This is a genomic window from Methanomicrobium sp., assembly GCF_055145805.1.
The window spans coordinates 1-10,243 of record NZ_JBSREC010000007.1 but is presented as its reverse complement, the minus strand read 5'-3'; the positions used below and the strand labels follow the sequence as shown (position 1 = coordinate 10,243).

General features: G+C 37.1%; 12 protein-coding genes. 9 read left to right on the top strand and 3 right to left on the bottom strand.

Annotation, left to right across the window (positions count from 1 at the left end; all coding sequences use genetic code 11):
• The 6 genes from ACTB1O_RS00515 to ACTB1O_RS00490 all read left to right on the top strand — a co-directional run.
• The coding region (locus tag ACTB1O_RS00515) for an SAM-dependent methyltransferase (RefSeq protein WP_462993183.1) at positions 1–513 on the top strand (513 nt) is incomplete at its 5' end.
• Positions 491–1,369, top strand: coding sequence for a GTP 3',8-cyclase MoaA (gene moaA / locus ACTB1O_RS00510; protein WP_462993182.1), 879 nt, complete (start codon positions 491–493; stop codon positions 1,367–1,369). The genes ACTB1O_RS00515 and moaA, both read left to right, overlap by 23 nt.
• A 61-nt stretch (positions 1,370–1,430) precedes the next feature.
• On the top strand, positions 1,431–1,940 hold the full coding sequence (locus tag ACTB1O_RS00505; protein ID WP_462993181.1) for a hypothetical protein: 510 nt from the start codon (positions 1,431–1,433) through the stop codon (positions 1,938–1,940).
• A gap of 4 nt (positions 1,941–1,944) precedes the next feature.
• Positions 1,945–3,114: a M20 family metallopeptidase gene (locus ACTB1O_RS00500; protein ID WP_462993180.1), complete on the top strand. Its 1,170-nt coding sequence runs from the start codon at positions 1,945–1,947 to the stop codon at positions 3,112–3,114.
• A gap of 250 nt (positions 3,115–3,364) precedes the next feature.
• Positions 3,365–3,634, top strand: coding sequence for a hypothetical protein (locus ACTB1O_RS00495; RefSeq protein ID WP_462993179.1), 270 nt, complete (start codon positions 3,365–3,367; stop codon positions 3,632–3,634).
• Between the two features lie 20 nt (positions 3,635–3,654).
• Positions 3,655–3,948, top strand: a complete 294-nt coding sequence (locus ACTB1O_RS00490; protein ID WP_462993178.1) for a transcriptional regulator — start codon at positions 3,655–3,657, stop codon at positions 3,946–3,948.
• Positions 3,949–4,196: 248 nt separating this feature from the next.
• Here the strand turns inward: ACTB1O_RS00490 and ACTB1O_RS00485 are convergent, their stop codons facing one another.
• Positions 4,197–4,442, bottom strand: a complete 246-nt coding sequence (locus ACTB1O_RS00485; protein ID WP_462993177.1) for a hypothetical protein — start codon at positions 4,440–4,442, stop codon at positions 4,197–4,199.
• A gap of 351 nt (positions 4,443–4,793) precedes the next feature.
• Here ACTB1O_RS00485 and ACTB1O_RS00480 point away from each other — a divergent pair, with 351 nt between their 5' ends.
• Both ACTB1O_RS00480 and ACTB1O_RS00475 read left to right on the top strand, forming a co-directional pair.
• Positions 4,794–5,690 (top strand): Mrp/NBP35 family ATP-binding protein, encoded by an 897-nt coding sequence (locus ACTB1O_RS00480; protein ID WP_462993176.1) that lies wholly within the window; start codon positions 4,794–4,796, stop codon positions 5,688–5,690.
• A gap of 187 nt (positions 5,691–5,877) precedes the next feature.
• A complete protein-coding gene (locus ACTB1O_RS00475) occupies positions 5,878–6,039 on the top strand; it encodes a hypothetical protein (RefSeq protein WP_462993175.1) in 162 nt (53 codons plus the stop codon).
• Positions 6,040–6,236: 197 nt separating this feature from the next.
• Here ACTB1O_RS00475 and ACTB1O_RS00470 read toward each other — a convergent pair whose 3' ends face one another.
• Positions 6,237–7,487 (bottom strand): Glu/Leu/Phe/Val family dehydrogenase, encoded by a 1,251-nt coding sequence (locus ACTB1O_RS00470; RefSeq protein WP_462993174.1) that lies wholly within the window; start codon positions 7,485–7,487, stop codon positions 6,237–6,239.
• A gap of 305 nt (positions 7,488–7,792) precedes the next feature.
• The gene (gene npdG, locus ACTB1O_RS00465; protein WP_462993173.1) at positions 7,793–8,452 is read right to left on the bottom strand and encodes an NADPH-dependent F420 reductase; all 660 of its coding nucleotides are present in this window, start codon (positions 8,450–8,452) and stop codon (positions 7,793–7,795) included.
• Positions 8,453–8,664: 212 nt separating this feature from the next.
• Here npdG and ACTB1O_RS00460 point away from each other — a divergent pair.
• Positions 8,665–10,243: YgiQ family radical SAM protein (locus tag ACTB1O_RS00460; protein ID WP_462993172.1), on the top strand; the 1,579-nt coding region annotated here is incomplete at its 3' end.

Below are 10,243 nucleotides of genomic sequence, written 5' to 3'. Positions count from 1 at the left end.
AAATTTGGGATTATAAGAGAAGATGATAATATTGTGGACCTGGGTGCCGCACCGGGAAGCTGGTCGCAGGTAATCCGGGGTATGACTGAAGGTCTGGTGATAGGTGTTGATCTGAATCATATTACTCCTCTTGAAAATGTGATTACAATAAGGGGTGATATTACAACTGAAAAAGTTCAGGGACAGATTCTCTCACACCTGGATCTTGTAAATGTAGTTTTATGTGATGCATCTCCCAAACTATCAGGACATAAATCCTATGACCAGGCAAGAGCTATGGGATTATCTGAGGAGGCTCTTAAATTCGCAATTCTTGTTTTAAAACCCGGAGGTAATTTTGTAGTAAAGGCTTTTCAGGGAGATATGTTTAAGGAAGTTCTGGATATGGCGAGGGACAATTTCTACGGGGTTAAGGTTCACCGAACAAGGGCGACAAGAAAGGGCAGCACCGAGGTTTATATTGTCGCTAAAAATTTCAAAGGATTCTCAAATGTTTCTGAAGGACGGCTATAACAGACCGGTTACTAATATAAGACTCAGTCTTACTTCAAAATGCAATCTTAATTGCAAATATTGTCACAGAGAGGGTGAGGTATCTCCCAAAGAAGAGATGACTCTTGATGATATCTCTGAAATATTAAAGACGGCCGCAAAATTAAATATGAACAGTGTAAAATTCACCGGTGGTGAACCAACACTCCGAAAAGATATTGTAGATATTATTCGTGCCGTGCCTCCTTCGATGGAGGCATCCATGACTACAAACGGGACTCTTCTCGCACCAATTGCACAGGATTTAAAGGACGCAGGACTTTCAAGGGTTAATATCAGTATTGACAGTTTAAATTCTGATAAATACAGGGAGGTCAGTGGTAAGGATTATCTGTCCCTTGTTCTTGACGGGATAGATGCGTCAGTAAAGGCGGGCTTAACTCCTGTAAAATTAAACGTCGTTCTCCTTAAAGGGTGTAATGATGATGAAATTGAGGATTTTATATCATATGTGCGTGGTAAAAAAGATATTATTCTTCAGTTTATTGAACTGATGGATCTGGATGACAAAAATGAAAAAAGTCAGGTCAGTTCTTTGGAAGAAGATCTTAAAAACAGATCTAAGACTATAATCACAAGAAGAATGCACCACCGGAAAAAATACTGTATAGAGGGTGCTGAAGTTGAAATTGTACGTCCAATGCATAATAATGAGTTCTGTGCTTTTTGCAATCGTCTGAGAGTAACATCCGACGGGGAATTAAAGCCCTGTCTTCTCCGGCATGACAACCACTTAAATATTAAGGGCAAACATGGTGCCGAACTTGAAGAACTCTTTAAAATTGCTGTAAGCAGACGCGAACCCTACTTCAAATAATTTTTTTAAAAACTGTGCATACTTACAAATATTTTTTTGCAATATGAGTTAATAGATTATCATGATGCAGGAAAAAAATGAGTACTGTGGCGTAATTGACAGATTATACTCAAAATCACTTGTTCTTGAATCCGTAGGGGATTTTAACCAGGTATTGTATTTTTACTTTATGGATTCTCTTGCTCACATAGATTTCTCTGTGTGTATTTTATCCTATAATTATCATAATATTAGAAACAAGATGAATCAGGAATATATGCGCTGGCGTATAGATGAGGAACAGAAGGGTGACCGGGCATTATTCCCTGAATTTATCAACTGGTTAAAGGTTAATCATCGTGAAAAATTTGATTCTCTTCCTTACCTGTGGAGAGTTATATATGACAATTCAACATCTTGCGGGTACAGGAGTTTTAGAATAGTAATTGATCCCTCCAGCAACCAGCCGACGCCGGTCAATTCTTTTAACCTGTGGATTGAGGAATTTTTCGATCAGAAACTTATAAAGAGCATGTATCAGGGCGGATCACTTGATATTTTGTTTAAAGAATTTTTAAGCACAAAAAAGTAAGCATATGAAAGTATCTGAAGTCTGCTCTGATCTTGTAAAGATTAAAAGCGAAAATCCCCCTGGTAAAACCACAGAGGTCACGGATTATATTGGGAATGTTCTAAAAAGTCTTGGAATTCCCTTTAAAGTAACTGACGACGGAGCCGGCCGGTGCAATCTTTTCACTGATTTTGATAAATTACCCCTGATGCTTATGGGTCATCTGGACGTTGTGCCTGCATTAAATGAGGGCTGGGAAAGAGATCCTTTTTCAGGTGAAATTTCCGGAGGTTATGTATTTGGCAGGGGTTCGACCGATATGAAAGGCGGATGCGCTGCAATACTGTGTGCAGTGTCAGATATTATTGAAAAAGGCATTACACCCTCATGCAATCTCTGTTTTGTGTGCGATGAAGAGAATGGAGGGGATGCCGGAATCCAATATCTTCTCAAGAAAGGGCTGATAAGCCGTCCCTGTGACTGCATCATTGCCGAACCGACACCGTATCTTAATCCTGCAATTGGTCAGAAAGGGCTTTTAAGAGCTAAATTTGATTTTTCAGGAGAACCTGGACATGGCTCGCTTTATCCAAAAGTTGGTAAAAGCGCTATAATGAGTTCGGTTGAATTTCTTTCATATATAAAAATGCTCAATTTAAGAGAATTTGTAAATGAAGAAAATCTTGAAGAAATTATAATGAGATCTTCTCTTGTATTATCAGATATTTTTGGGATTGATGATGCGGATCAGGTATTGAGAAAGATCACATATAATCCCGGCATGATCTGCGGCGGAGAGGAGATAAATATTGTCGCACAGAGATGCTCTCTTAATCTTGAGATGAGAATTCCGTGGGGTTGTGATGTCAATAGAACCCAGAAAGAGATGCACGAAAATAACCCTTCTGCAAAGATGACCACATTTGAGTTTTGTGGCCCGACATTTACTGATTCTGAATCAAAGATTGTAAAAACAGCATGCAGGGAAATTGAAAAGGTTTATGGCGAGATATCATACCCGATTGTTCAGTGGGCGGCAAGTGATGCAAGGTATCTGAGGGATATGGGTTTTAATGTAATTGAATACGGTCCCGGGGATATCAAAACCATACATGGAATTGATGAGAGGGTTTCTGTTGAAAACCTAAAGAAAACAGTTGAAATATACAAAGGAATTTTAAAGGAATATTGTTAATCGGGTTATATTGGGTTTTAATTTTTTTTGTGTAATTTTTTCTCTATATTAAATTTTGATATTTCAATCTGATTTTAGCATTTTGGTTATTATGTCATTTTGAATAATTTCTAATAATAAAAAATTTGCTTTTTTAAAATAGATGTTGTAAAAAACACCTTGATGAGCTTTATTTTTAATAAAGATGCCATTCTGCTGAATTGGTGTCTGGCGGAAACTATATATGTTAACAGTGTTAACAATATAAACTATGCCAGTCGTTAACAGCGTTAACAAGTTGCGTCTTCCACCATCGGCGAAAGTCGTACTGCGTATTCTTGATGACGGAAAACCAAAGACCTTTAAAGATATGACAGTTGAGGCAGAGATAGCTCCGCGAACAATCAGATATGCATTAAAGCGTTTAAAGGAGAGCGGACTTATAATAGAAAAGTTCAATTTCAGGGATGCCAGGCAGGTATTATATCAAAAAAATAAAGTTTCAGGCTCTGATGATGTACCGGAAATGGTATCAACATGAGACCTTTCTTGTGCGATATAATGACCTGCGATGAGATTGTTCGTGTTTATCTTCCTCAGATAAGAGCAGAGCTTGTATTTCGTCTTGTTGTAGATAAGGGAATCCCTCAGGCGAAAGTTGCAAGGTGGATGGGAATGTCACGTGCCGCTGTTTCACAGTATATAAGTAAAAAAAGAGGTATGGGAGATATAAGCATCTCAAATGATCTCAATGATATTATTGAAGCATGGGCTGAAGGAGTAATTACCGGAGAAGGTTCGGTGACAATCTGTGATGTATGCCAGTGTATAAGAAGAAATAAATGTTCCCAATGATTTTAAAAAGAAGAAAATCATCAGTACAATTCACAATTTATAGAAAATCTTTTATTAAAATAATTCATGTTCCAAATACTCTTAAATCTCCCATCTCGTAAAAAAGAGCACTTTTAAACTTTAAAGTATCGGTAATTTTCATTCTTCCCATACATTCTATTGAACTGTATTCTATATTTTTACCATATGAATATGTAACCTTATGATCTGAATATCCGTCGGCGTTGAATCTTATTTAAAAATCAAATTCATCTTTTATTGAAATATGGTTCATATTCGTTTGAAATAATCTTCCATTTTTCTGAATTGTCATCCGGCTTTTTTTCTGATACCGCAAAAAAAGACGGATAACATGATTCAAATTCCGGACGGAAATTAAATTTCTTCTCCTTTTTTAATTCTTTGTAAAAAAGTTCACTGAATAAAGAGTACAGGGAGGATTCTTCTTTTGTTTTGTTCCAGAATTCCCTGTATTTTCTTGCAGTATAAGACATTTTTATTATGCTGAAGTACATTGTGCTTCACTTTTTTGAAAAATATTTAATTTAAGTATACATATTAAAAATAATTATTTTGTGGTGGATTTGAAAAAAACCGGGGAGATAATATTCAATTCTTACAAAAAGTATGCGGAAAATCATATACATTTTAAAGGGAGTGTAATACCTGATTTGAAAAAATAATGGTCTAATTACAAATATTATGCCGTAATTGCCAATTTGATATCGTCTATTGACGTCTTTTATTAAAAAGAGAATTGGTGATACAATTGATACATTTATCTTAAATAATTCTGAATATTCTACAGACAAATCTGTATATTTACTTATATTGGAGAGATAAAAATGGTCGAAGAAAAACCAAATACTGAATGTGACGGCAACTGCAGCGGATGTGCCTCAGCTGCCAGCTGTAATGATCCAAAAAAAGAAGCCTCGGGTCTTGCACCCAAAGTTGAGATGGATGTAAAGAATGTTATACTGGTTCTCAGTGGAAAAGGTGGTGTTGGCAAGAGTACTGTTGCCACAAATCTGGCAATGTCTCTTGCAAATAAGGGATATAAAACCGGTATTGCAGATGTAGATATTCATGGCCCGAATATTCCAAAGATGCTTGGTATTGATAAGGAAAAACTTTCCTCAATGGATGGCAAGCACATTGACCCTGTAATGGTTATGGGAAATCTGGGTGTTGTCTCAATGGCTTTTTTGCTTCCTGATACAACCAGTCCTGTCATCTGGCGTGGTGCAATGAAAAATAATGCGATTCGCCAGTTTCTTGAAGATGTAAACTGGGGTGCGCTTGATTTCCTTGTTGTTGATCTTCCTCCGGGAACAGGTGATGAAGCATTATCAGTTGCACAGCTTGCACCTAACATTGCCGGTGCAGTAATTGTTACAACACCACAGGAAGTAGCAATTCTGGATTCTTCCAAGTCTGTTAAATTTGTCGAAAAACTGGATATAAAAGTTCTTGGAATAATCGAGAATATGAGTGGCCTTATCTGCCCGCATTGTGGTGATAAGATTGATCTTTTTGGAATGGGTGGTGGAGAAAAAGCGGCAGAAGAGCTTAAAGTCCCTTACCTTGGAGACATTCCGCTTGATCCTGATATGAGAAAAGCAGGTGATGAGGGAAAACCTTTCATTGTCCGCCGTGAAGGATCAGACCAGAATAAAGTTACCTGGCAGCATGTTGACAAGGTAATGGAAAATATTCTAAGTCAGATAGACAACAAATAATTTCTCTTTTTTAGATCATATATTTTATTATTAATATTTGATTAATAAATTGTAAATAATTGACTTTGTAGAAATTCTCCTGCAAAATAGCGACCGAAAGATCGATTGTACAGGAATTCTATTTTTATTAACCATAAATAAACGCGAAGTTCTCAAATAAATGTTGTAGAACAGGTACATCAATCTTGTGAAAATCTCTCAGGAGATAATAAAAGAATCAAGAGTGCCTCTTCGTTTATCAATATTCTCAAAAAAGAAATTCAATCAGCATCAGCATCTTTCACTTATTATTCTAAAAGAAGAGATAGGTGTTGATGATCGTGATTTCTGTGAGCTTTTGGAGATTTAATTTTTAATCAGAGAATTTTTGAGCTTAAAAGAAATCCCCTATTTCACTATTCTTCATAAGTTTTTCATCCGGTTTTCTGCACAACATGTTGGTTGAAAAATGTGAATCAGTTTTCTACAGAGCCAAATAATCTGAAATATTTCCAAAAAAACGAAGATTGCATTTTTAAATTAATAAAGAAAAAATTATTGGCAGAGTTATACCCAGCCGCGAATTTTCATTGCTTCAACAACACGTTTGACTGCAACAACATATGCTGCCTGACGCATGTTTATATTATATTCTTTAGATGCTGAAAGGACATTATGATATGAATTTGTCATTGCATTGTCAAGCTTTTCATAAATCTCCTCTATTGTCCAGTAGTGCATGTACATGTTCTGAACCATCTCATAATATGAAACAGTAACTCCGCCTGCATTGCAGAGGAAATCCGGAATTACATGAACACCGTTCTTATGGAGAATGACATCACCTTCAGGTGTGGTAGGACCATTTGCAAGTTCACAAATGACTTTTGCTTTGATGTTTGCTGCAACATTTGCATTGATTGCTCCCTCTTCGGGTGCTGCTGCAACGATAATATCAACAGGAAGAGAAAGGACATCATTGTTTGTAAGGGTCTTCAATTCTTTATATCCGGTAACAGAACGGGTTTGAGCCTTGTGTTTTACGACTGCATCAATGTCAAGACCGTTTTCATCATAAATACCACCTTTTGAGTCTGTGACTGCAACAATTGTTGATCCAAACAATTCCTGTGCAAGAGTTGCTGCATATACACCTGCGTTTCCAAAACCTAATATTGCAATTTTTGCTTTGGAGAGATCAATGTCAAGTTCCTTTGCGGCTTCACGGAGTGTATACATTCCGCCCCTTGCAGTTGCATCATTGCGGCCAAGTGAACCACCTAGAATAATTGGCTTTCCGGTAAGAAGACCAAACTGATTTTTTCCCTGAATTACGGAATATTCATCCATCATCCATGCCATAATCTGACTATTGGTGTAAACATCAGGTGCAGGAACATCTGTTTCAGGGCACATATTCTGCCAGAGTGCACGGACATATCCGCGGCTTAAACGTTCCAGTTCGCCCTCGGACATCTCTTTAGGATTGCATATGATGCCTCCCTTTCCACCACCTAATGGCAGATTGAGAACAGAACATTTCCAGGTCATCCATGCAGAAAGTGCACGGACTGTATCAATTGTCTCATCGGGGTGGAAACGAATTCCTCCCTTATATGGGCCAAGTGCATTGTTGTACTGAACACGGAATCCCTGAAATACACGGGTGGTGCCATCATCCATCTTTACAGGTATTGAGACCTGAATCTGCCTTTTTGGCTGCATAAGAATGTTAATGACGCTCTGTTCAAGGTTGAGTATATTAGCACAATCCATAAACTGCTGCTGGGCCATCTCAAATGGGTTTATTTTCGACATATTTTCTGCTTCCTGTCATTGTAGTCAGTTATATTTTATAATTTAGAAACTACTTTTGACCAAGAATATTTAATCTTCATATATATAAAATCTATAGGAATCTAAGTTCTGACAGATAGATCTTTTATAAATGGTTAATCTCTATAAAAAAATTCAATTATAATCTGAATTTTGCTTTTTTTAAGTTATCTCAGAGAACAATAGAATATTGTCTGGATAAAAAATTTAAGAAATTTAGTAATTTATTTTCAAATGCGCAAAAAACTGGTAAAAAGTGTTTGATAATTCTAATCTATAAAATTAATTTATTTCATATAGATACTGAGATCTTTTAATTTATTATTTTGAGCGATATTTATTGTAAGTGGTGTCAGACTCTCAACAATACATGCTACATCAAGCGTGCCTGCATCAACAGGCTGAAGTTTGGAAATTTGTGCAACGAATAACATTACCTCTTTTTTTGCTTCCTGATCATCGCTGGTTACAGCTACTGTATAATCCAGAACCACATCAAGCATTGCCCATTTACGTGCAGCAATATTGTTGAATGCTGTTACAAGTCTGGCTGATTCGGGAAGCATCTTTTTGATTGCAAGTGCAGCAGAACCTTCTTCCGGTGGATTATATAAGAAACAGCTGTCTTTTCTGATCATTGGATTAACCGGCGAGATAACAATCTTATTCTTAAAATATTCAGGATTTATCCCGGCAAGAGTTGATTTTACATGCTGGAAGGGCAGAGATATCACCACAATATCTGCCTCTTTTACAGCTTCATCATTGGTTGTCCCGCGGCAGTTGCTCTCCATTCCGCGCTCTTTTAGGAGATTTACAATATTTTTTGCTGATTCTATTGCTCTTGAAGGCTCACGTGACCCGAGAATAATTTCATGTTTGTCCGAGATACGAAGGGCAAGACCTTCACCAATATCGCCTGTACCTCCAATAATTCCAATTTTCATAATAAAACATCCAGATTTTACTGGTAATTAGTTTCCATGAAACTGTTAATAAAGATTGTGAAAAAATACAGCCTGAATAAATAATTAAAAGGTAACAGAAATTGACTGAATTAATCTGATTGAAAAAAATCAAAAAGGATTATTTTTGTTAATTTTGCAATGTTGATACAATTATAATAAATTTCTGCAAAGCAAAGAGTACAATATAAATTATGTTTCTGCCGACTACACAGGATGATCTTAAAAAAAGAGGGTGGGACTGTTGCGATGTAATTATCGTAACGCCTGATGCCTATGTGGATCACCCGTCATTTGCTATGGCAATTCTGGGAAGATTCCTTGAAAAAAACGGATATAGGGTAGGTATCATTTCTCAGCCCAAATGGAAAGACCCTGAGAGTTTTCTAAAACTTGGTATTCCGAGGATTGCATTCGCAGTATCCGGCGGGCAGATGGACTCGATGGTTTTAAACTACACTTCCGCAAAAATACCGCGAAAGGAAGATCTCTTCTGTGAAGATAAAAACCCGTATTTTTCAAGCATCGGTGATAAGAAACGATACCGGATAAGACCTGACCGCTGCATAAGCGTTTACTGTAACCAGATAAGAAGTGTCTGCAAAGATGCTCCGATAATAATCGGGGGTATTGAGGCTTCACTTCGCAGGATTGCGCATTATGATTTCTGGTCGGATAAGGTTAAGAAAAGTCTTTTATTTGATTCAAAGGCGCAGGTGCTTCTGTACGGGATGGGGGAGTATCCTCTTTTAAGAACAGTTCAGGCAATAGAGAAAGGCATTCCTTTTTCAGAACTGACAGTAGAGAATTCTGTTGTTATCAGAAAAGATATAGAAGGTCTTGAGGATTATGTACTGCTTCCTTCCTTTGATGAGGTTTTGGGAGACAAAAAATCGTTTGCAAAAGCACAGGTTCTTTTTGAGGAGAATTGTGACAGAAGAATTGTTGTCCAGAAACAGGATACAAGATATCTTGTTCAGAATCCATGTATGCAGATAAGTCAAAAGGAACTTGATGAGATCTATTCCCTGGATTTTGAGCGAAAAATTCATCCGCGATTCAAAAATGTTCCGGCATTTGATATGATTAAAACCTCAGTTACATCGCACAGGGGATGTTATGGTGACTGCTCTTTCTGTGCAATATCAATGCATCAGGGAAAAAGAGTTGTTTCCAGAAGCAGAGAGTCAGTATTGGGTGAGATTGAAAAGATCGCCGGTAAAAAGGGTTTTTCAGGCACAATTTCTGATATAGGGGGCCCTTCTGCAAACATGTATGCATCATCATGCCGCACCGGAGGATGCATAAAAAATGACTGTTTAAAGGATGGAGAAGGTTGTAAACATCTCATTTCCGGAACAGGAGAGTATCTTAAACTTTTAAAGGATGCTAAAAATATTCCGAAGGTTAAAAATGTACAGATAAATTCCGGACTCCGGTTTGACCCATGTATTCTGGATGAAGGATTCTTAAGGGAAGTTATGAAGAATAATATCTCCGGTCAGATGAAGATTGCACCAGAATCCGGGTCTGATTCTGTTCTTAAATATATGAAAAAACCCAGAAGGGAAGTATTTGAATATTTTTTAAAGAGATTTAACCGAATAAAAAAGGAAGAAAATCTCAGGAAATATGTAATTCCCTATATAATTGCGGGTCATCCCGGTGAAGGTGATAAAGAGGCGAAAGAGACTAAAGATTTTTTATTGAAAAACAATCTTTCAGGAAGGCAGTTTCAGATATTCACGCCCACTCCTATGACGAGATCGACTG

Excerpts from the sequence above, each read along its gene's own strand:
- moaA (WP_462993182.1), top strand. The coding sequence starts at position 491 with ATGTTTCTGAAGGACGGCTATAACAGACCGGTTACTAATATAAGACTC.
- ACTB1O_RS00505 (WP_462993181.1), top strand. The coding sequence starts at position 1,431 with ATGATGCAGGAAAAAAATGAGTACTGTGGCGTAATTGACAGATTATAC.
- ACTB1O_RS00500 (WP_462993180.1), top strand. The coding sequence starts at position 1,945 with ATGAAAGTATCTGAAGTCTGCTCTGATCTTGTAAAGATTAAAAGCGAA.
- ACTB1O_RS00495 (WP_462993179.1), top strand. The coding sequence starts at position 3,365 with ATGCCAGTCGTTAACAGCGTTAACAAGTTGCGTCTTCCACCATCGGCG.
- ACTB1O_RS00490 (WP_462993178.1), top strand. The coding sequence starts at position 3,655 with ATGACCTGCGATGAGATTGTTCGTGTTTATCTTCCTCAGATAAGAGCA.
- ACTB1O_RS00485 (WP_462993177.1), bottom strand. The coding sequence starts at position 4,442 with ATGTCTTATACTGCAAGAAAATACAGGGAATTCTGGAACAAAACAAAA.
- ACTB1O_RS00480 (WP_462993176.1), top strand. The coding sequence starts at position 4,794 with ATGGTCGAAGAAAAACCAAATACTGAATGTGACGGCAACTGCAGCGGA.
- ACTB1O_RS00470 (WP_462993174.1), bottom strand. The coding sequence starts at position 7,487 with ATGTCGAAAATAAACCCATTTGAGATGGCCCAGCAGCAGTTTATGGAT.
- npdG (WP_462993173.1), bottom strand. The coding sequence starts at position 8,452 with ATGAAAATTGGAATTATTGGAGGTACAGGCGATATTGGTGAAGGTCTT.